Raw genomic sequence first — 21,516 nt, 5'->3', positions numbered from 1 at the left:
CGAAATGAAAAACGGAACCCGCGGGTTCCGTTTCTGGTTCACGTGCGGCGCGGCCGTCTCAAGGTTCGAGAACGGTCAGGCCGCCCATGTAGGGCTGCAGCACGGCCGGCACCCGCACGCTGCCGTCGGCTTGCTGGCAGTTTTCCAGCACGGCCACCAGGGCGCGGCCCACGGCCAGCCCGGACCCATTGAGCGTATGCACGTATTCGGGCTTGTTCTGCGCGTTACGGAAGCGGGCCTGCATGCGGCGCGCCTGGAATGTTTCGCAGTTGGAAACCGAGGAGATCTCGCGCCAGGTATCCTGCGCCGGCAGCCAGACCTCCAGGTCGTAGGTCTTGGCCGAGCCGAAACCCATGTCGCCGGTGCACAGCAGCATGACGCGGTACGGCAGCTCCAGCAGCTGCAGTACGCGCTCGGCATGGCCGACCATTTCCTCGAGCGCCTCGTACGAATGCTCGGGATGGGCGATCTGCACCATCTCGACCTTGTCGAACTGGTGCTGGCGGATCATGCCGCGCGTATCGCGCCCGCCGCTGCCGGCTTCGGAGCGGAAGCACGGCGTATGCGCGGTCAGGCGCAGCGGCAGGTCGGCGCCGGCCACGATGGTCTCGCGCACCACGCTGGTCAGGGTGATTTCCGAGGTCGAGATCAGGTATTGGTCTTCGCGCGCCAGCGGGTTGCCCTGCTCGTCGACCTTGGGCTCGTCGTCGCCGCCGCCCTTGGTGACGAAGAACATGTCGTCCTTGAACTTGGGCAGTTGGCCGGTGCCGAACAAGGTCGAGCTGTTGACGATGTAGGGCGTGTAGCACTCGGTGTAGCCATGCGTGCCCGTCTGCAAGTCCAGCATGAACTGCGCCAGCGCGCGGTGCAGGCGCGCCATCTGGCCGCGCATGAAAGAAAAGCGCGCGCCCGACAGCCGTGCGGCCAGATCGAAATCCAGGCCCAGCGGCTCGCCCACCGCCACGTGATCCCGCACCTCGAAACCCAGCGCCGCAGGGATGCCGCGCTCGTCGGCCGCGCCCGGCAGCCAACGCCGCACCTCGACGTTCTCGTCGCTGGACACGCCCTGCGGCACGCTGGCGTGCGGCAGGTTGGGCACGGACATCAGCAGGTCGTTGAGTTGCGCCTGCGTCTGCGCCAGTTCGTCCTCGAGCGCCTTGAGCCGGGCCGGCAAGGCCTGCGACTCGGCCATCACGGCCTGCACTTCCGCTTCGGGTGCGCCTTTGCCCTTGAGCTGGCCGATCTGCTTGGCCAAGGCATTGCGGCGCGCCTGCTGCGACTCGGTTTCGGTCTGGACGGCCTTGCGGCGGGACTCCAGCTCGTTGAACCGGGCGATGTCGAAATCGACGCCACGGCTCTTGAGGCGGTCGACGACGGTTTGCAGGTCTTTGCGCAGCAGTATCGGATCTAGCATGGTGTGTCAGTAAGGGTTGGCATTCACGGCGGCGGCGGTCGCGCCGCTACCGTTTCCTGGCGCGTTCCTGGGCGTCAAGCTCATCCAGGAATGCCAGCTTCTGCTGGATTTTAGCTTCCAGCCCCCGGTCGGTCGGCCGGTAGAAGGTGGGATTGAGGCCGTCGGGGAAATATTGCTCGTCCGCGGCATAGGCATGCGGCTGGTCGTGGGCATAGCGATATGCCTTGCCATGGCCGAGCTGCTTCATCAGCTTGGTGGGCGCATTGCGCAGATGCAAGGGCACCGGCGCGCTGCCATGCTCGGCCGCGAACTTGCGCGCGGCGTTGTACGCGTTGTAGACCGCATTGGACTTGGCCGCACAGGCCATGTAGACCACCGCCTGCGCCAGCGCCAGCTCGCCTTCGGGCGAACCCAGGCGTTCGTAGATGTCGGCGCCGTTGACGGCCAGCTCGGTGGCGCGCGGATCGGCCAGGCCGATATCCTCGATCGCCATGCGCACCAGGCGGCGCGCCAGGTACTTGGGATCGGCGCCGCCGTCGAGCATGCGGGCCAGCCAGTACAGCGCTGCGTCCGGGTCGGAGCCACGCACCGACTTGTGCAGCGCGCTGATCTGGTCGTAGAAGGCGTCGCCCCCCTTGTCGAAACGGCGCAGGTTCTGCGACAGCGAGGTTTCCAGCCAGGCCGCGTCGACGCTGTCGCGCCCGGCGGCCTGGGCGGACTCGGCCACCACCTCGACCGCGCTGATCAGGCGGCGCGCATCGCCGTCGGCCCAGGCCGCCAATTGCTCGCGCGCCTCGGTCTCGAAGCGGATCTGCTGCCCGTCCTCCAGGCCCTCGTTGAGCGCGGCGACGGCGCGGTCGACCAGCTGCATCAACTCCTCGGCCGACAGCGACTGCAGCACGTAGACGCGCGCCCGCGACAGCAGCGCCGAGTTGACCTCGAAGGAAGGGTTCTCGGTGGTGGCGCCGATGAAGGTGAACAGGCCGCTTTCCACATACGGCAGGAAGGCGTCCTGCTGCGATTTGTTGAAGCGATGCACCTCGTCGACGAACAGGATCGTGCGGCGCCCCTGCCCTTGCGCGACCTGGGCGGTCACCACTGCGTCGCGAATGTCCTTGACGCCGCCCAGCACGGCCGAAATGGCGATGAACTGCGCATCGAAGCCGTCTGCCATCAGGCGCGCGAGGGTGGTCTTGCCCACGCCGGGCGGGCCCCAGAAGATCATCGAATGCGGCCGCCCGGAGTCGAACGCGACGCGCAGCGGTTTGTCCGGCCCCAGCAGATGCGACTGCCCGACCACATCGGACAGCGTACGGGGCCGCAGGCGTTCGGCCAGCGGCACATAGGGCCGATGGGGCGGATCGGAGGCGAACAGGTCGTTGCTCATGGACAGCAGGAAAAAAACACGGGCGGATCCAACGCGCATTACACCATGCGGCGGCCTTGGCCCGCAGGATTGCCCTGCGCGCGACGCAGAGCGTCGCGGCCCTACATCTTCACCACGTCCACTCCCTGAGGCGGGGTGAACTGGAATTCGGAGGCCGGCACGGCGCCGGGCAGCAGGTTGGACAGCTCGACGCGCGTGGTCTGCCCGAAGGCGTCGACCAGTTCGATGCGCGCGGGCTGGTTGTCGCGCAAGCCGATATCGACCTGCGAGAAACCCGCGTCGGCGTTGCGCGGCTTGGCGCGCAGCCATTGCAGGCCGTCGCGGTCGGGCAGCGCGCTGACGGCAAACGCCTGGCTCAGCTGGCCCCCGCCGAACAGGATGGCGGCGGGCGACGTGCCGATGACCTGATCGACCTGGCGCACGGTGACCTGCGCCAGGTCCGGGTCGTACTGGAAAACCTGCTTGCCATCGGACACGATGAGTTGCTCGTACGGCAGCTGGACGGCCCACTTGAACTTGCCCGGGCGCTGGAACGCGAAAGTGCCGCTTTGCGCGGGCTGGGTGGCGCCCTGCGGGCTGACGGTCGATTGCTTGAACGAGCCGGTGGCGCCCTTGACGGTGGCCACGAAGGTGTCGAGCTGCTCCTGGGCCGTGGCGGCCCAGGCCGGCGCGGCGGCCAGGGCCGCCACGGCGAAAACGGCAAGCGCGCCGGCGGCGCGGCGGATCATGTGCATCAGGCTTCCTCTCGGGCCGGCACCAGGATTTCCCGGTTGCCGTTGGATTGCATGGGCGACACCATACCCGCCTGCTCCATCTGTTCGAGTAACCGTGCGGCACGGTTGTAACCAATACGCAGATGGCGCTGCACCAGCGAAATCGAGGCGCGGCGGTGCTTGAGCACCACTTCGCAGGCCTGGTCGTACATCGGATCGGACTCCGCGTCGCCCATGCCAGTGACCGAGCTCAGGCCATCGCCGGTCTCGCCTTCGCTGCCTTCGAGCAGGCCATCGATATAGTTGGGCTCGCCCTGCGCCTTGAGCGCCTCGACGACGCGGTGCACCTCGTCGTCGTGCACGAACGCGCCGTGCACCCGCACCGGCAGGCCGGTGCCCGGCGGCATGTACAGCATGTCGCCCTGGCCCAGCAGGGTTTCGGCGCCCATCTGGTCCAGGATGGTGCGCGAGTCGATCTTGGAAGACACCTGGAAGGCGATGCGGGTCGGGATGTTGGCCTTGATCAGGCCGGTGATCACGTCCACGCTGGGGCGCTGGGTGGCCAGCACCAGGTGGATGCCCGCGGCGCGGGCCTTCTGCGCCAGCCGGGCGATCAGCTCCTCGATCTTCTTGCCCACCACCATCATCAGGTCGGCCAGCTCGTCGATCACCACCACGATATGCGGCAACGCCTGCAGCGGCTCGGGCGCGTCCGGCGTCAGTGAGAACGGATTGGGAATGGGCTCTTCGCGCTTGATGGCGTCGCGAATCTTGCTGTTGTAGCCGGCCAGGTTGCGCACGCCCATCTTGCTCATCAGGCGATAGCGCTTTTCCATCTCGCCCACGCACCAGTTCAGCGCGTTGGCGGCATGGCGCATGTCGGTGACCACCGGCGCCAGCAGGTGGGGAATGCCTTCGTAGACGCTCATCTCGAGCATCTTCGGGTCGATCAGGATCAGCCGGGTATGGCTGGCGTCGGTCTTGTAGAGCAGCGACAGGATCATGGCGTTGATGCCGACCGACTTGCCCGAGCCGGTGGTGCCGGCCACCAGCAAGTGCGGCATCTTGGCCAGGTCGGCCACCACCGGGTTGCCGGCGATGTCCTTGCCCAGCGCCATGGTCAGCACCGAATGGCTGGCATGGTAGGTCTGCGAGCCGAGGATTTCCGACAGCTTGACCATCTGGCGACGCGGGTTGGGCAGCTCCAGGCCCATCAGGTTCTTGCCCGGGATGGTTTCCACCACGCGGATGCTGACCAGGCTGAGCGCGCGCGCCAGATCCTTGGCCAGGTTGACGATCTGGCTGCCTTTTACGCCCGTGGCGGGCTCGATCTCGTAGCGCGTGATCACCGGGCCGGCCTGCGCCGCCACCACGACCACGGAAACGCCGAAATCGGCCAGTTTCTTCTCGATCAGGCGCGAGGTGAATTCGATCGTCTCGGCGGAAACGGTTTCCTGGTTCTGCAGGGGAGGATCCAGCAGCCCGATGGCCGGCAGGTCGCTCTCGCCGGCCGGCGGCGCGAACAGGCTTTGCTGCTTTTCCTTCTCGGCGCGATCCGAGCGCGGCACCACGGTAATGGCGGGCTCGATGCGCACGGGCTGCTCGTGCACCAGCTTTTCCTGCTTGGCCACCACCTGCTCGGTACGGACCGCCTTGGCGACCTCGCCGACCTTGCGGTCCTCGCGCGCGGCGTACGAATCGCGCACGCGCCGCACCAGGCCTTCGAGCCAGCTGCCGACCCGTTCGGCGATCTGCAGCCACGAAAACGAGAAGAACAGGCTCAGGCCGACCGCCAGCAGCACCAGCAGGGCCAGGGTGCCGCCGGTAAAGCCCACGCCGCGCGACAGCCAGCCGGCCAGCATCTGGCCGATCACGCCGCCGGCGCCGCTTTCGCCGTCGGTGCCGCCGGGCAGGTGCATGCCCCAGCTGTACAGGCGCAGCGCCTCGATGCCCAGCGAGCAGGTCAGCAGGAGCACGAAGCCGATGCCCTCTTCCCAGTGCACGCGCGGCAAGGCGTCGGGCTGCTTGCCGCTGGTGACGCGCAGGTTGCTGGCCAGGCGGCGGTAGCCGGCGCGCACGCGGTGCAGCAGCAGCACGACCCACCACCAGGCGGAAAATCCGAACAGGTACAACAGGATATCGGCGAGATAGGCGCCCAGCGTGCCGCCGCCGTTGTGGATGGCGTCACCGGAAACAGAATGTGACCAACCAGGGTCGGCCGGGCTCCAGGTGGCAAGCACCAGGGTCAGCCAGGCGGCCAGCGCGGCGAACAGGATCCAGCGGGCCTCCCTGAGGAGCGCGGAGATGCGCGCTTGAAAGGGAGACGGCCCGTTGCGGGTGTTGCGCGAGGCGCGCGGAGTAGCATTCGAAATACGCGGCATGCGGCTCATTATAATTGGGCGTTATCCTAAAGATACCCGCCATGTCTACGCCTAAACACGCCAAAGTCCTGATTCTGGGTTCCGGCCCCGCCGGTTACACCGCTGCCGTCTATGCGGCGCGCGCCAATCTCAGCCCCGCGCTCATCACCGGCCTGGCCCAGGGCGGCCAGCTGATGATCACCACGGAAGTCGACAACTGGCCCGCCGACGTGCAGGGCGTGCAGGGCCCCGACCTGATGCAGCGCTTCCTGCAGCACGCCGAGCGCTTCAACACCGAAATCCTGTTCGACCATATCGCCAAGGTCGACCTCTCCAGGCGTCCGTTCACCCTGACCGGCGACACCGGCAACCTGTACACCTGCGACGCGCTCATCATCGCGACCGGCGCCTCGGCCAAGTACTTGGGGCTGGCCAGCGAGCAGACCTTCATGGGCCGCGGCGTATCGGGCTGCGCCACCTGCGACGGCTTTTTCTACCGCAACAAGGACGTCGTCGTGATCGGCGGCGGCAATACGGCGGTCGAAGAGGCGCTGTACCTGTCCAACATCTGCCGCAAGGTGACCCTGATCCACCGGCGCGACAAGTTCCGCGCCGAACCCATCCTGGTCGACAAGCTGATGGACAAGGTCGCCAATGGCAACATGGAACTGAAGCTGTTCCACACCCTGGACGAGGTGCTCGGCGACGATAGCGGCGTCACCGGCGTGCGCATCCGCAGCACCGAGACCGACGCCACCGAGGACCTGGACGTGGACGGCTGCTTCGTCGCCATCGGCCATCAGCCCAATACCGGCATCTTCGAAGGCCAGCTCGAGATGAAGGACGGCTACATCATCACCAAGAGCGGCCTGTCGGGCATGGCCACCATGACCTCGGTGCCGGGCGTGTTCGCCGCCGGCGACGTGCAGGACCACGTATACCGCCAGGCCATCACCAGCGCCGGCACCGGCTGCATGGCGGCCCTGGACGCTCAGCGGTGGCTGGAGAATGCGGGGCAATAAGACGGGGCTGGCCGACCTGAAACGGCTGCACGAGCAAGTGCGCGAGACCCGGGCGCGGGCCGAGGCCGCCGAGCGCGAAGCGGCGGCCCGCGCGTCGGCCGCCGCCCCCGAGGCCGACGTCGCCGCGTTCCGGCGCGCGGTCCAGGCCGCCACGCCGCTCAAGCCCTCGGGCCGGCTCGCCAACCGCCGTCCCGATGCCACGCCGGCCACGGCCACGGCCGCGGCCGTGGCGTCGCGCCGGGCCGCCGCGCTGGGCGAGGCGGCGCCGCGCGCCGATGCCGGCGTCTCCGATGCCAGCGATATCGGCGCCTTGCTGACCGACGGCGGCACGGCCTACGTGCGCGCCGGCGTCGCGCCCGACACCGCGCGCAACCTCAAGCGCGGCCAGTGGCGGGTGGGCGCCGAGCTCGACCTGCATGGCCTGCGCGTCGAACAGGCCCGCCATGCGGTGCTGTCGTTCCTGGACGAATGCCTCGAACACGGCATCCGCTGCGTGCGCATCGTGCACGGCAAAGGCTACGGCTCGCAGGGGCTGGAACCGGTGCTCAAGGACAAGGCCCGCACCTGGCTGGTGCAGAAGGCCGACGTCCTGGCGTTTTCCGAAGCGCCGGAGCGCGGCGGCGGCGCCGGCGCGCTGCTGGTGCTGCTGCGCCAGGCCGAAGCCGGAGGCAGGCCATGAACAGCTGGATCCATCTGTCGATGGCCATCGTGGCCGAAATCATCGCCACCAGCGCCCTGAAAAGCTCGGAGGGCTTCACCCGCCTGCTCCCCTCGCTGGTCACCGTGGCGGGCTACGCGATCGCGTTCTACTTCCTGGCCCTCACGCTGCGGGTCATCCCGGTGGGGGTCGCCTACGCCATCTGGTCCGGCGTGGGCATCGTGCTGATCTCGCTGGTTGGCGCGCTGTTGTTCAAGCAGCACCTGGACCTGCCCGCCATCATCGGCATCGCGCTGATCCTGGCGGGCGTGGTGGTCATGAACGTGTTCTCGAAGTCCGTCGGCCACTGAAGGCGCGGCCGCGCTAGCTGTGAAGATTCAATAGGTTGTATGCATGGTTCATCCGAACCGGATTTGAGAAACTGGAAATCGCCAACCCCCCAGTTCACTCAAGGAGCCCGGCCGGATGAACACCCATAAGCATGCCCGATTGACCTTCCTACGTCGCCTCGAAATGGTCCAGCAATTGATCGCCCATCAAGTTTGTGTGCCTGAAGCGGCCCGCGCCTATGGGGTCACCGCGCCGACTGTGCGCAAATGGCTGGGCCGCTTCCTGGCTCAGGGCCAGGCGGGCTTGGCCGATGCGTCCTCGCGCCCGACGGTCTCGCCCCGAGCGATTGCGCCGGCCAAGGCGCTGGCTATCGTGGAGCTGCGCCGCAAGCGGCTGACCCAAGCGCGCATCGCCCAGGCGCTGGGCGTGTCAGCCAGCACCGTCAGCCGCGTCCTGGCCCGCGCCGGTCTGTCGCACCTGGCCGACCTGGAGCCGGCCGAGCCGGTGGTGCGCTACGAGCATCAGGCCCCCGGCGATCTGCTGCACATCGACATCAAGAAGCTGGGACGTATCCAGCGCCCTGGCCACCGGGTCACGGGCAACCGACGCGATACCGTTGAGGGGGCCGGCTGGGACTTCGTCTTCGTGGCCATCGATGACCACGCCCGCGTGGCCTTCACCGACATCCACCCCGACGAGCGCTTCCCCAGCGCCGTCCAGTTCCTCAAGGACGCAGTGGCCTACTACCAGCGCCTGGGCGTGACCATCCAGCGCTTGCTCACCGACAATGGCTCGGCCTTTCGCAGCCGCGCCTTCGCCGCGCTGTGCCATGAGCTGGGCATCAAGCACCGCTTTACCCGACCTTACCGCCCACAGACCAATGGCAAGGCCGAACGCTTCATCCAGTCGGCCTTGCGTGAGTGGGCTTACGCTCACACCTACCAGAACTCCCAACACCGAGCCGATGCCATGAAATCCTGGCTACACCACTACAACTGGCATCGACCCCACCAAGGCATCGGGCGCGCTGTACCCATCTCCAGACTCAACCTGGACGAATACAACCTATTGACAGTTCACAGCTAGGCTGCGCGCGGCGCGGTCAGCGCCAGCAGCAGCACCAGCGTGGCACTGTAGATGGGCACGCTGCGCATGTTGCGGAACATCATCTCGGTCAGGCTGAAAGCGCAATAACCGAGGCAGAACAACAGGCCGATCTGCGCGCCCGTCCGTATGACGCGGTCGTCGCTGGCCATGCGGCGCAGGAACACCCAGGCCGGCGCGAGATACAGCAACAGGATGCTCAGCAGGCCGAGCAGGCCGTAGCCGGCCATGGCCGCCATGAAATCATTGTGGGGTTCGCCGTACCCGCTGGCGACCTCCGGCGTGACCACGCCCTGGTCGCGCAGCTTGGCCAGCTCGGCACGGAAATTGCGCGGCCCCACCCCCAGCACCGGCGCCTCCTGGAAGATCATCCACGAGGCATGCCACAGCTGCAGGCGTATGCCCACGGACGTATTGCGATCGTTCTGCACGGTATAGCGCTGTAGATCCGTCAGGATCTTGTGCATCCGGTTTCCCTGCGAGGACAGCATCACCCCCGCCAGCACCGCCAGCGCCGCGACCAGCACCAGGCCCACGGCCAGTTTCCTGCGCAGGCTCCAGACACGGCGGGACATGAGGAACACCAGCCCGAAAACCGGCAGCAGCATCCAGCTGCTGCGCGTCTCCGATACATGGGCCGCATACACCGCGGCGCATGCCGCCCCCACCTTCAACAGCGCTTCCAGGCCGGGCCAGGGCGTCAGCCGCCAGCCCAGCGTCAACAGCGAGGCGAAACCGAAGAACAGCGTCAGATTGGCGAAGGCCACGGCGTTGTACTCGGCGCCGTAGAAGCTGACCTGCATGCGCCCGCCGTACCAGCCGACGATGACATAAAGCATGATCGCGCCGGCATAGGCGCTGAACAGCAGGCTCCACTGGATCTGTTGCAGCCATGGGCGCGGCACGCACAGCAGTACCCAGAACAGGGGAAGCGCCAGCGCGAACCGCAGCAGTTTCTCGAACTCGGAACCGCTCCAGATACCGAGGTAGGCGTTGGTGACCAGCATCGACAGCAAGGGCACCGCCAGCACCGCGCCGGGCCAGGCCAGGTCGCGCCAGGACGGCTGTGCGCGACCACGGCCGGCGTAGACCATGATTGCGAGCGACGTCAGTACGGCTAGCGTGTAGAACACGGCGACGCCCCCGCCTTTGCTGACCAGCGCCAGCGCAGGTATCAACAGGGCAAGAACGGCGAAGATTTTCAATTGGACAACAGGCATGGCATCAAGAGCAGAAAAACAGGGGACGCTTTCATATCGGGCACTGAGCGCCGCAGCAGTGTAGAAGCAAATACCGGACCGGCCTCAACCCGAAACGGAATCCCACATCCACCTAGGACCGTTGAGCGCGGCGCCAGTGCACCATCGCCTCAGATTTTTCCCCAAGGCACCCCCACGGGCTGCCGCCGGTCGTCCGCCTGCAGCTTGTGGAATGCCGACATGACGCGGCGCGGCGAGAGCCACTCGCGCCACAGGCGATCGCGCCAGCGGCCTCCGGGAATCAGAGCCGGGTAGACGATGCGCGAGGTCGACCAGGCCGGCCGCCAGGCGCGCGTGCGGGTGGGCCTGCCGGTCAGCGACAGGGTGGGCACGCCCACGTTGGAAGCCAGGTGGCCGATGCCGGACTCGTTGCCGATGAACCAGCCCGAGGCATGGATGAAGCCCGCCACCTCGGACAGAGAGGGAAACTGGGGCAGATGCAGGCCATGGTCCAGCACCCAGCTCCACTCGGCCCGCTCGTGCGGCGCGACGATGTAGTTCGGCTCGTAGCCCTCGTGCAGCAGGCGCAGCCCCAGCTCCTTGAAATGGCGCGGCGCCCAGCACCGCTGGGCCCCCGTCGACGTGGGATGCAGCGCCACCCGGCGCGGATGGCTGCGGTGCGGCTGCACCTGCGGCGGCGGCCGCAAGCCGTTATCGGCGCCGGCCTGCGCCAGCCCCAGTTGCTCGCGACAGAAATCGCGGATCTGGAACAGCTTCACGAAGCCGCGCCCGGTAATCGCCACATGCGCGTCGTAATAGAAATAGTTCGGCTGGTGCGCATGCAGCGCGTAGGGCCAGCCCACATGCATCTGGGCCGCGCAATCGTAGCCGGGCAGCACCTGGCCGGCCTGCTCCTCGGACAGCGATGGGCGGATATCCAGGCCCGGGAACCAGTCGCGCAAGCCGTGGATATAGTCGCCGAAGATGCTGACTTCGCGGCCGTGCGCGGCCAGGTTGCGGGCCATGTTCATCATCAGCAGCGTGTCGCCCAGCCGTGGCGCCATCAGCAGCGCCACACGGCGTGCGCCGGCCAGGCCGCGCAGCGCGGCCGCCTTGTCGTAGGGGGGCATATCGGAAGCAGGTTTAGCCATGTTCTCTATCGTCCGAGCCAACGTCCCCCGGATAAAATTTGAAACGCAAAACTGGAAATTTCACAACGAAAAGTTACATACCTATGGGCCTGGCAGGGTCATGCCGGCCCCGGATGGCCGTTGCCCATTCGGCAAAAAACCCGCTACCCCCATAGGGGCGCGGGTTTCTCGGCTGATGCGGTTGAAGCCTTACAGCAATTACATATTGTCGATCATGACCTGACCGAAGCCCGAGCACGACACCTGGGTGGCGCCTTCGAGCAGACGGGCGAAGTCATAGGTGACCTTCTTGGACAGGATGGATTTCTCCATGCTGGCGATGATCAGGTCGGCGGCCTCGGTCCAGCCCATGTGGCGCAGCATCATTTCGGCCGACAGGATTTCGGAACCGGGGTTCACGTAGTCCTTGCCCGCGTACTTCGGCGCGGTGCCGTGGGTGGCTTCGAACATGGCCACGGAATCCGACAGGTTGGCGCCCGGGGCAATGCCGATGCCGCCCACTTGCGCGGCCAGCGCGTCGGAGATGTAGTCGCCGTTCAGGTTCAGCGTGGCGATCACGTCGTATTCGGCCGGACGCAGCAGGATCTGCTGCAGGAAGGCGTCGGCGATCGAATCCTTGACGATGATCTCGCGACCCGTCTTGGGATTCTTGAACTTGCACCACGGGCCGCCGTCGATCGGCTGCGCGCCGAACTCGTTCTGGGCCAGGGCGTAGCCCCAGTCGCGGAAGCCCCCTTCCGTGAACTTCATGATGTTGCCCTTGTGGACCAGGGTCACCGAGGCGCGGTCATTGTCGATGGCGTACTGCAGCGCCTTGTGCACCAGGCGCTCGGTGCCTTCGCGCGAAACCGGCTTGATGCCGATCGACGAGGTGTTCGGGAAGCGGATCTTGGTCACGCCCAGCTTGGTCTGCAGGTACTGGATCAGGTCCTTGGCCTGCTCGGACTCGGCCATGTACTCGATGCCCGCGTAGATGTCTTCCGAGTTCTCGCGGAAGATGACCATGTCGGTCTTCTCGGGCTCGCGCACCGGCGAGGGCACGCCCTTGAAGTAGCGCACCGGGCGCAGGCAGACATACAGGTCCAGCTGCTGGCGCAGCGCCACGTTCAGCGAACGGATGCCGCCGCCGACCGGCGTGGTCAGCGGACCCTTGATCGACACCACGTAGTCCTTGACGGCGTCGAGGGTTTCCTCGGGCAGCCAGACGTCCGGGCCGTAGACCTTGGTGGCCTTCTCGCCGGCGTAGACTTCCATCCAGTGGATCTTGCGCTTGCCCGCATAGGCCTTCTGCACGGCCGCGTCGACGACCTTGATCATCACCGGCGTGATGTCGGCGCCCGTACCGTCCCCCTCGATGACCGGAATGATGACCTGATCGGGCACATTCAGCGAGTAATCGGCGTTGACCGTGATTTTTTGGCCCCCAGTGGGAACCTTGATATGTTGATAGGACATGAATGCTCCAGTTGCTCCGGGTGGTTTTTACCGCTCGCCTGACCGTGTTTCTGCCGGAGATGCACGTTTGTAACCACGCAAAGCAACCCGGGCCGGATGGCGGACAACCTTCAATTCTATATCGCATTGGCCCGGCGCGCCCGGCAGGGGGTCCGGCAGGCGGTAAAATGGCCTATCCTTCCCGCCTGTCTTTGAAGCGCCGATGTTCAATCCTTCCCGCGACCAGGTTCGCGAATTCTTTATCGAAACCTGGCGCAAGCACCGCGCCACCGAGGTCCTGACCCCGCTCGAATCCATGGCGCTGGACTGGATCCTCGAACATCCCGAGTACCACGGCGACCTCGAAAGCCCCGAGGCCATGACCGCCGAGTACCCGGTCGAGCACGGCCGCACCAACCCATTCCTGCACCTGTCCATGCACCTGGCGATCGCCGAGCAGTTGTCGATCGACCATCCGCGCGGCATCCGCGCGGCGTACCAGCGCCTGGTCGGCCGCGGCGACGCGCACCAGGCCGCCCATGAAATCATGGAATGCCTGGGCCAGGTGGTATGGGAGGCTCAACGCCTGGGTACGCCGCTCGACAGCGACGCCTACATCGAGCTGATCCGCCAGCGCGCCGAGCGCTAGAAAAGGAAAAGCCCCCGGATCGGGGGCTTGCCCGGCGCCGCCGGCGCCGCTTACTGGCGCACGCCCAGGTCGCTGGGCTGCGCCGCCAGCCAGGCCGCGACGTTGCGGATGTCCTGGTCCGACAGCTGCGCCGCGAACGCGCCCATGATCGGGTTCTTGCGCACGTTGGCCGTGGCCGCGCTGCCCGCGGCGCCACGCTTGTAGGCCTTGAGCGCATGCGCCAGGTAATCGGCATGCTGGCCGGCCAGCACCGGATACTCCGGCTGGACGCTGGTCTTGGCATCGGCGCCGTGGCAGGACGCGCAATTGAACTTGTCGAACACGGCCTTGCCGGCCACCACATCCTGGGCCTGCGCCGAGACGCCGGCGGTCGCCAGAACTATGCCCGCAAGGGCAAACGTAAAGCGTTTCATGGTCTGCCCCGATTACTTGAGAGATGAGTAGTAGGCCGCCAGGTCGGCGATGTCCTGGTCGGACAGGCTGCCGGCCACCGCGTCCATCGTCGGATGGCTGCGCGCGCCCTTCCTGTACTCATTGAGCGCCGCTTCGATGTACTTGGCATTCTGGCCAGCGATCATCGGAACGTGATAAAGCTCGGGGAACGAGGCCTTGTAGCCCGGGATGCCGTGGCAGCCAATGCACATCGACACCTTGTCACGGGCGTTCTGCGCGTTGCCGACCGGCGCCGCGTCGGCCGCGCGGCCGCCGGACCGGCGATCGCACAGGACGCCAATACTGCCAGCACGGAAACCGTGCGCGTCATCGAAATTCGCAACTTCATAATGGCTCTTGTATGGCTGAATACGAAAGGAGAACTTCTTCTTCAAGACACCGGGTAAAAATCCCTAGCCGGTCGCAAAACCCTGCGATTGTACGATAATTGCCGCAAGACCATTCCTTATCATGCCTCGGCGCTGTCGCGCCTCATTGACTGCCACTCCATGCCCACGTCCGCGTCCTCCTCTTCCGCCCCCGCCCAATCGGCCCGTTTCGAAGGTACCGACCGCTACGTCGCCACCGACGACCTGAAGCTGGCCGTCAACGCCGCGCTGACGCTGCAGCGCCCCCTCTTGATCAAGGGCGAGCCCGGCACGGGCAAGACGATGCTGGCCGAGGAAGTGGCGCGCGCGCTGGACCGCCCGCTGCTGCAATGGCACATCAAGTCCACCACCAAGGCGCACCAGGGCCTGTACGAATACGACGCGGTCTCGCGCCTGCGCGATTCGCAGCTGGGCGACGAGAAGGTCCGCGACATCCGCAACTACATCGTGCAGGGCACGCTGTGGCAGGCCTTCGAGGCACCCGAACCGGTCGTCCTGCTGATCGACGAGATCGACAAGGCCGACATCGAATTCCCCAATGACCTGCTGCGCGAACTCGACCGCATGGAATTCCATGTCTACGAGACGCGCCAGACCGTGCAAGCGCGGCACCGCCCGCTGGTCATCATCACCTCCAACAACGAGAAAGACCTGCCCGACGCCTTTCTGCGGCGCTGCTTTTTCCACTACATCCGCTTTCCGGACCGCGACACCATGCGCGATATCGTCGGCGTGCACTACCCCGACATCCGCCAGGACGTGCTGCGCGCCGCGCTCGATACCTTCTTCGCGCTGCGCGAAGCGCCGGGCCTGAAGAAAAAGCCGTCGACCTCCGAGCTGCTGGACTGGCTGCGCCTGCTGCTGGCCGAGGCGATCCCGGCCGCCGAGATCGACGCCCACGCGGCCACCGCCGTGCCGGTGCTGGCCGGGGCGCTGCTCAAGAACGAGCAGGACGTGCATCTGCTGGAGCGCCTGGGCGCCATGGCGCGCGGCGCCCAGCGCCGCTGACGCCACGCCAGGCCCTGCCCCATGCTAATCGATTTCTTCTATCATCTGCGCGCCCACAAGCTGCCGGTGTCGGTGCAGGAGTACCTGACCCTGCTCGAGGCGCTGCGCCAGCGCCTGATGGCGCCCACGCTCGACGATTTCTACTTCCTGGCGCGCACCGCGCTGGTCAAGGACGAAAGCCTCTACGACCGCTATGACGCCGCATTCGGCGCCTACTATCGCGGCATCGCCGCCGCCCTGCCCGCCGACCGCGACATCCCGCTGGACTGGCTGATCAAGGAATTCGAGAAAACCCTCACGCCCGAAGAAAAGGCCGCCATCGAAGCGCACGGCTGGGACAAGCTGATGGAACTGTTCAAGCAACGCCTCGAGGAACAGCAGGAAAGGCACGCGGGCGGCAGCAAGTGGATCGGCACCGGCGGCACCTCGCCGTTCGGCAACGGCGGCTATCACCCGGAAGGCATCCGCGTCGGCGGCGATTCGGCCGGCAACCGCACCGCGGTCAAGGTGTGGGACATGCGCCAGTTCCGCGACTACGACGACCAGCTCGAACTGGGCACGCGCAACTTCAAGGTCGCGCTGCGGCGCCTGCGCCGTTTCGCGCGCCAGGGCGCCGACCTGGAACTGGACCTGGACGACACCATCGCCAGCACGGCGCGCAACGCCGGCCACCTCGACCTGCGGCTGGTGCCCGAGCGCCGCAATACCGTCAAGGTGCTGATGCTGCTGAACGTGGGCGGCAGCATGGACGACCACATCGCGCGCGTGGAGGAACTGTTTTCGGCCGCACGCAGCGAGTTCCGCCACCTCGACGTCTATTACTTCCACAACTGCCCGTACGAAAACCTCTGGCAGAACAACCGCCGGCGCCAGAACGAGCGCTTCGAAACCTGGGACGTCCTGCGCAAGTACAACGCCGACTGGCGCCTGATCATCGTCGGCGACGCCACCATGAGCCCGTACAAAATCCTGCAGCCCGGGGCTCGGTCGAGCACTACAACAAGGAGGCCGGCGCGGTCTGGCTGCGCCGGCTGCTCGACGCCTGGCCCAAGGCCGCCTGGCTCAACCCCGAGCCCACCGCGTCCTGGCGCTATAGGCAGTCGATCGCCCTGCTGCGCGACATCATGCAGGACCGCATGTACCCGGTCACCGTGGCGGGCCTGGAACAGGCCATGCGCCAGCTGTCCAAATAGCGTTCAGCCGTCGACCGGCCGCAGGGGCGTGTCGAGCGTCAGCTGATAGAACGCCAGGTCGAGCCAGCGCCCGAACTTGAATCCGGCCTGCGTGATCGTGCCGGCGTGCAAGAACCCCAGCTTGCGGTGCAGCGCGACGCTGCCGGCGTTGGTGGCGTCGATCCCGCCCACCAGCACGTGGACCTGCTGCAGGCGGGCCCGCTCGATCAGCGCCCGCAGCAAGGTTTCGCCCCGCCCGCCGCTCAGGCCACGCGGCTTTGCGCCTGCCGCGTCGCCGCCAGGGCCACGGCTCCCGGACAGCGGCGCCAGGCGATTTCATCGCCGTCCATGTCCAGGTCGAACAGATCATTGACGGCGGGCCAGGGGTGGCCATGCTCCTGCGCGCCCTCCATCTCAAGCACGTGCCCGGCGAATCCGCACGGCACGCCAGCGCACTCCGCGAAGTAGCGCTGTGCATCGACATCCACCACATAAGTAGTCAGGTCATGGCCCAGGATGGCCACAAAACGGCCGTCATCGCTGGCATAAGCGTAGCGAAAGCGCCCTTTGATGACGTCGCCCGACAGGGAATTGCCAAGCAACTGGGACAGGGCGCGCGTGACGATATCGGTCAGCATGAATCGATCCTCCGGAGTGAGCGCCGGCGTCGGGCCGGCTGCGAAGGCGCGAGCAAACAAGCGCCGGCACAGCGCACGGAAGGCGGAGTGGGGGCGAAGGACGGGAAGCCAGGAAAGGCTGTCGCGCATCCCATCAGACTAGAGGAAACCATATCGGACATTTAGCTTACACCCGTGCCAGCCCTGTCTTCAAATCACTCCCCCGTCCCCATAATCCATGCCGTGCCGCAGCATGGCGGCGCGGCCAGCCGGCTCCGCGCGCGTCCCGGCCCGGGTGAACCAATCGAAACGTATACACTCCAACGGATTCCGCTAGTTTCGAGGTCATCCCCATGCGCCTGCCGCTTCTGTCGCGCCGCCTGAATGCATTGTTAGTGTCGTCGTTCCTGGCTTTCCAGGCCGGCGCCGCGTCGCTCCCCGCGGGCGTCTCGGAAGTGTCCTCGATCGAGGGCATTACCGAATACCGCCTGGCCAACGGCCTGCGCGTGCTGCTGGCGCCCGACGCGTCCAAGCCCACCACCACGGTCAACATGACGTACCTGGTGGGATCGCGCAACGAGAACTACGGCCAGACCGGCATGGCCCACCTGCTCGAGCACATGCTGTTCAAGGGCACGCCCGCCATCCGCAACGCGCTGGGCGAGTTCTCGCGCCGTGGCCTGCAGGCCAACGGCTCCACCTCGTCGGATCGCACCAATTACTTCGCCAGCTTCGCGGCCAATCCCGAAACCCTCAAGTGGTACCTGGGCTGGCAGGCCGACGCCATGGTCAACTCGCTGATCGCCAAGGAAGACCTCGACTCCGAGATGACCGTGGTCCGCAACGAGATGGAAAGCGGCGAGAACAACCCGTTCCGCGTGCTCATGCAGAAGATGCAGGCCGCCGCCTACCAGTGGCACAACTACGGCAAGAGCACCATCGGCGCGCGCAGCGACGTCGAGAACGTGGACATCGCGCAATTGCGCGCCTTCTACCACGAGTATTACCAGCCCGACAACGCCGTGCTGATCGTCGCGGGCAAGTTCGATCCGCAGACGGCCCTGGCCGATATCCAGTCCTCGCTGGGCAAGCTGCCCAAGCCCAAGCGCACCCTGCCGCCCGAATACACCGTGGAGCCGGTCCAGGACGGCGAGCGCTCGGTGACGCTGCGCCGCGCCGGCGGCACCCCGCTGGTGGCCGCCATGTACCACCTGCCCGCCGCCGGCAGCCCCGATTTCGTCGGGCTGGACCTGGCCGCCACCATCCTGGCCGACACGCCGTCGAGCCGCCTGTACCACGCGCTGGTCCCCACCAAGCTGGCGTCGGGCGTATTCGGCTTCACCATGGACCAGCTCGACCCCGGCCTGGCCATGTTCGGCGCCCAGCTGCAACCCGGCATGGACCAGGACAAGGCGCTGCAGACCCTGACCGCTACGCTCGAATCCCTGTCCAGCAAACCGTTCAGCCAGGAGGAACTGGAGCGCGCCCGCAGCAAGTGGCTGACCGCCTGGCAGCAGACCTATGCCGATCCGGAGAAGGTTGGCGTGGCCCTGTCGGAAGCCATTGCCTCGGGCGACTGGCGCCTGTTCTTCCTGCAGCGCGACCGCGTGCGCGAGGCCAAGCTGGACGACGTGCAGCGCGCCGCCGTCGCCTACCTGGTGCGCAGCAATCGCACCGAAGGCCGCTACATTCCCACCGAAAAGCCGCAGCGCGCGCCGCTGGCGCAGCGCGCCGACCTGGCGGCCGTCTTCAAGGACTACAAGGGCGACCCGAACTTCAAGGCCGTCGAGGCCTTCGATCCGTCGCCAGCCAATATCGACAAGCGCACCCTGCGGCGCACGCTCGACCTGCCCAACGGCCAGGTCGAACTGGCCTTGCTGCCCAAGGCCACGCGCGGCGACCGCGTGCAGGCCGAACTGCTGATCCAGTTCGGCGACGCCGAAGCGCTGCGCGGCCAGCGCGTGCCGCTGGCCGCCGCGGCCGCCCTGCTCGACCGCGGCACCGACAAGCTGTCGCGCCAGGCCATCCAGGACCGCCTGGATCAGCTGCAGGCCGAAGCCACCATCAATGGCAGCGGCACCAACCTGGTGGTCAACATCTCCACGCTCGGCAAGAACCTGCCCGACGTGATGGCGCTGGTGCTGGATGTGGTGCGCAACGCCAGCTTCCCGCAGGACCAGGTCGAGGAATACAAGCGCCAGGCCATCACCATGGTGCAGGACGCGATGACCGACCCGACCGCGCTGGCCTCGCGTGCCCTGGCACGCCACAACAATCCGTGGCCGGCCGACGACGTGCGGTACGTGCCCACCTTCGACGAAGCCCTGGAGCAGCTGCGCAGCCTGTCGCGCGACGACCTGGCCGCGGTCAGCGGCAAGCTGTACGGCGCCGGCCGGATCAAGTTCTCGGCCGTGGGCGAATTCGATCCCGCCGCGGTCGAGGCCGTGCTGCGCAAGGGCCTGGACGGCTGGCGCAGCGCACCCGCCTATACCCGCCTGCCGGATCCCTACCGCGCCGTGCCCGCGCAGCAATTCGACATCGCCACGCCCGACAAGGCCAACGCCTTCTACATCTCGCGCATGCCGCTGCAGCTGCAGGACACCAACGCCGACTACCCCGCCCTGTACCTGGCCAACTTCCTGCTCGGCACCTCGGAAACCTCGCGCCTGTGGCACCGCGTGCGCGAAACCGAAGGCCTGTCGTACAACGTGCGCAGCAACCTGTCGGTGTCGTCGTACGAGCCGTCCGCGAACTGGACGATCTACGCCATCTACGCGCCGCAGAACCGGGCACGCCTGGAAAAGGCCATCTCGGAAGAGCTGGCCCGCGCCCTCAAGGACGGCTTCACGGACCAGGAGGTCCGCGACGGCGTCGTGGCGCTGCTGAACTACCGCAACCTGGCGCGCGCCCAGGATGACGTGCTGGCCGATACCTGGGTGAACTACATGCAGACCGGCCGCAGCTTCCAGTGGTCGGCCGACATGGACCGCAAACTCGAGGCGCTCACGCCCGACCAGGTCAACGCCGCGCTGCGCAAGTATCTCAAGCCCGAGGTGTTCAGCACCGCCGTGGCGGGGGATTTCACCAAGAAATCCACCCCTTGAGGGGCCGCATGGGGACTGGCACCGGCTGACTTCCAGCCTGCCCCCCGATGGAAACTGACATCCGCGACAGAGTGTGCCTGTCCCCGCTGGGACAGGCACACTGCTCTACGCCATGAACGGCTGACTGCCAGGACGGTACCGCCCCCAGCGGGACAGGCGCCGCATGCGTCAGCTGAAGAACTCCTTGACGCGGTCGGTCCAGGACTTGCTCTGCGGCGAATGGCGGCCGCCGCCGTCGTTGAGCGAAGCCTCGAACTGGCGCAGGATGGCCTTCTGCTCGTCGCTCAGGCGCACCGGCGTCTCGACCACCACGTGGCAGTAGAGGTCGCCCGGATAACTGCCGCGCACCCCGTGGATGCCCTTGGCGCGCAGGCGGAAGGTCTTGCCCGACTGCGTGCCTTCCGGAATCGAGATCTCGGCCTTGCCGCCCAGGGTCGGCACCTGCAGCTCGCCGCCCAGCGCCGCCGTGGTGAACGGGATGGTCAGCTCGCAGTGCAGATCGTCGCCATCGCGCTGGAAGATCTTGTGCTGCTTGATATGGATCTCGACATACAGGTCGCCCGGCGGGCCGCCGTTGATGCCGGGCTCGCCGTTGCCGCTGGAGCGGATGCGCATGCCGTCGTCGATGCCGGCCGGGATCTTGACCTGCAGCGTCTTGTTGCGACGCGTACGGCCCACGCCGTCGCACGACGGGCAGGGGTCGGTGATTTCCTTGCCGGTGCCGTGGCAGGTCGGGCAGGTCTGCTGGACGCTGAAAAAGCCCTGCTGCATGCGCACCGCGCCCGAACCGCCGCAAGTCCGGCAAGTCTTGGGCGAGGTGCCGGCCTTGGCGCCGCTGCCGTGGCAGGTATCGCAGTTTTCCCAGCTGGGAACGCGGATCTCGGTGTCAAAACCGCTGGCGGCCTGCTCCAGCGTGATTTCCAGCGCGTACTTCAGGTCGGCGCCGCGATATACCTGCGGCCCGCCGCCCCCGCGCCGACCCGCGCCGAAGATCTCGCCAAAGATATCGCCGAAAGCATCGGCGAAGCCGCCGCCCATGCCGCCGCCCATGCCGCCGCCCATGCCGCCGCCCATGCCGGCGGCGTTCGGGTCGACCCCGGCATGGCCATAGCGGTCGTAGGCGGCGCGCTTCTGCTCGTCACCCAGGACCTCGTAGGCCTCCTTGGCTTCCTTGAACTTTTCCTCGGCTTCTTTGCTGTCCGGGTTGCGGTCCGGGTGGTACTTCATGGCCAGCTTGCGATAGGCCTTCTTCAGGTCTTCGTCGCTGGCATTCTTCGCCACACCCAGTACTTCGTAGTAATCGCGTTTTGCCATGGTGGGAGGACCCGTCGCCGGGCCATGTTCTGAATCATCAACGCGCGCGCCCGGTAGCT

At 66.6% G+C, this 21,516-nt stretch carries 17 protein-coding genes and 3 pseudogenes; 8 read left to right on the top strand and 12 right to left on the bottom strand.

Translation table 11 applies throughout. The features are described from left to right. Positions 1-58: 58 nt before the first annotated feature. From serS to LK440_RS04160, 4 genes are all read right to left on the bottom strand, one after another. Positions 59-1,414, bottom strand: a complete 1,356-nt coding sequence (serS, locus tag LK440_RS04175; RefSeq protein WP_005014991.1) for a serine--tRNA ligase — start codon at positions 1,412-1,414, stop codon at positions 59-61. Between the two features lie 46 nt (positions 1,415-1,460). Then, positions 1,461-2,801 (bottom strand): replication-associated recombination protein A, encoded by a 1,341-nt coding sequence (locus LK440_RS04170; RefSeq protein ID WP_032965942.1) that lies wholly within the window; start codon positions 2,799-2,801, stop codon positions 1,461-1,463. Positions 2,802-2,902: 101 nt separating this feature from the next. Beyond that, on the bottom strand, positions 2,903-3,535 hold the full coding sequence (gene lolA / locus LK440_RS04165; RefSeq protein WP_005014999.1) for an outer membrane lipoprotein chaperone LolA: 633 nt from the start codon (positions 3,533-3,535) through the stop codon (positions 2,903-2,905). Then, complete coding sequence (locus tag LK440_RS04160; RefSeq protein WP_025341183.1) at positions 3,535-5,895, bottom strand: DNA translocase FtsK; 2,361 nt, start codon at positions 5,893-5,895, stop codon at positions 3,535-3,537. Before LK440_RS04160 ends, lolA begins: the two co-directional genes overlap by 1 nt. Before the next feature lie 41 nt (positions 5,896-5,936). Here LK440_RS04160 and trxB point away from each other — a divergent pair, with 41 nt between their 5' ends. The 4 genes from trxB to LK440_RS04140 all read left to right on the top strand — a co-directional run bounded on the left by trxB (position 5,937) and on the right by LK440_RS04140 (position 8,970). Next, complete coding sequence (gene trxB / locus LK440_RS04155; RefSeq protein WP_005015006.1) at positions 5,937-6,896, top strand: thioredoxin-disulfide reductase; 960 nt, start codon at positions 5,937-5,939, stop codon at positions 6,894-6,896. Next, positions 6,883-7,575 (top strand): Smr/MutS family protein, encoded by a 693-nt coding sequence (locus LK440_RS04150; RefSeq protein WP_005015012.1) that lies wholly within the window; start codon positions 6,883-6,885, stop codon positions 7,573-7,575. Before trxB ends, LK440_RS04150 begins: the two co-directional genes overlap by 14 nt. Then, positions 7,572-7,904, top strand: coding sequence for an SMR family transporter (locus LK440_RS04145; protein ID WP_005015014.1), 333 nt, complete (start codon positions 7,572-7,574; stop codon positions 7,902-7,904). Before LK440_RS04150 ends, LK440_RS04145 begins: the two co-directional genes overlap by 4 nt. Before the next feature lie 115 nt (positions 7,905-8,019). Further along, the gene (locus tag LK440_RS04140) at positions 8,020-8,970 is read left to right on the top strand and encodes an IS481-like element IS481 family transposase (RefSeq protein WP_005012067.1); all 951 of its coding nucleotides are present in this window, start codon (positions 8,020-8,022) and stop codon (positions 8,968-8,970) included. Here the strand turns inward: LK440_RS04140 and LK440_RS04135 are convergent. The 3 genes from LK440_RS04135 to icd form a co-directional block, all read right to left on the bottom strand. Beyond that, on the bottom strand, positions 8,967-10,208 hold the full coding sequence (locus LK440_RS04135) for an O-antigen ligase family protein (RefSeq protein ID WP_005015028.1): 1,242 nt from the start codon (positions 10,206-10,208) through the stop codon (positions 8,967-8,969). The two genes, LK440_RS04140 and LK440_RS04135, sit on opposite strands and share 4 nt — an antisense overlap. 149 nt (positions 10,209-10,357) lie before the next feature. Then, on the bottom strand, positions 10,358-11,338 hold the full coding sequence (locus LK440_RS04130) for a glycosyltransferase family 9 protein (RefSeq protein WP_003814057.1): 981 nt from the start codon (positions 11,336-11,338) through the stop codon (positions 10,358-10,360). Positions 11,339-11,536: 198 nt separating this feature from the next. Beyond that, entirely contained in the window at positions 11,537-12,793 is a 1,257-nt protein-coding gene (gene icd, locus LK440_RS04125; protein WP_005015031.1) for an NADP-dependent isocitrate dehydrogenase, read from the bottom strand. Positions 12,794-12,995: 202 nt separating this feature from the next. Here icd and LK440_RS04120 point away from each other — a divergent pair, with 202 nt between their 5' ends. Next, a complete protein-coding gene (locus LK440_RS04120; RefSeq protein ID WP_003814061.1) occupies positions 12,996-13,421 on the top strand; it encodes a DUF1841 family protein in 426 nt (141 codons plus the stop codon). Positions 13,422-13,471: 50 nt separating this feature from the next. Here LK440_RS04120 and LK440_RS04115 read toward each other — a convergent pair whose 3' ends face one another. Further along, on the bottom strand, positions 13,472-13,834 hold the full coding sequence (locus LK440_RS04115; RefSeq protein ID WP_003814063.1) for a c-type cytochrome: 363 nt from the start codon (positions 13,832-13,834) through the stop codon (positions 13,472-13,474). Between the two features lie 12 nt (positions 13,835-13,846). Further along, positions 13,847-14,202: pseudogene (locus LK440_RS04110) on the bottom strand (c-type cytochrome). A 160-nt stretch (positions 14,203-14,362) separates the two neighbouring features. Here LK440_RS04110 and LK440_RS04105 point away from each other — a divergent pair. Next, positions 14,363-15,250 (top strand): AAA family ATPase, encoded by an 888-nt coding sequence (locus LK440_RS04105; protein ID WP_003814066.1) that lies wholly within the window; start codon positions 14,363-14,365, stop codon positions 15,248-15,250. Positions 15,251-15,271: 21 nt separating this feature from the next. Further along, positions 15,272-16,443: pseudogene (locus LK440_RS04100) on the top strand (vWA domain-containing protein). Between the two features lie 3 nt (positions 16,444-16,446). Here the strand turns inward: LK440_RS04100 and LK440_RS04095 are convergent. After that, a pseudogene (locus LK440_RS04095) lies at positions 16,447-16,680 on the bottom strand (N-acetyltransferase family protein); the annotation flags it as partial. Positions 16,681-16,685: 5 nt separating this feature from the next. After that, positions 16,686-17,060 carry a hypothetical protein gene (locus LK440_RS04090; RefSeq protein ID WP_003814072.1) on the bottom strand — a complete coding sequence of 125 codons (375 nt, stop codon included), beginning with the start codon at positions 17,058-17,060 and terminating at the stop codon, positions 16,686-16,688. Positions 17,061-17,392: 332 nt separating this feature from the next. Here LK440_RS04090 and LK440_RS04085 point away from each other — a divergent pair, with 332 nt between their 5' ends. Beyond that, positions 17,393-20,143 carry a M16 family metallopeptidase gene (locus LK440_RS04085; protein ID WP_005015039.1) on the top strand — a complete coding sequence of 917 codons (2,751 nt, stop codon included), beginning with the start codon at positions 17,393-17,395 and terminating at the stop codon, positions 20,141-20,143. A gap of 168 nt (positions 20,144-20,311) precedes the next feature. On the opposite strand, the gene dnaJ is transcribed toward LK440_RS04085, so the two are convergent. Then, entirely contained in the window at positions 20,312-21,457 is a 1,146-nt protein-coding gene (dnaJ, locus tag LK440_RS04080) for a molecular chaperone DnaJ (protein WP_005015042.1), read from the bottom strand. Positions 21,458-21,516 lie beyond the last annotated feature (59 nt).

This window comes from Bordetella holmesii (assembly GCF_020735985.1).
Taxonomy (GTDB): Bacteria; Pseudomonadota; Gammaproteobacteria; order Burkholderiales; family Burkholderiaceae_B; genus Bordetella; species Bordetella holmesii.
This window is presented reverse-complemented; position numbering and strand designations above follow the sequence as displayed.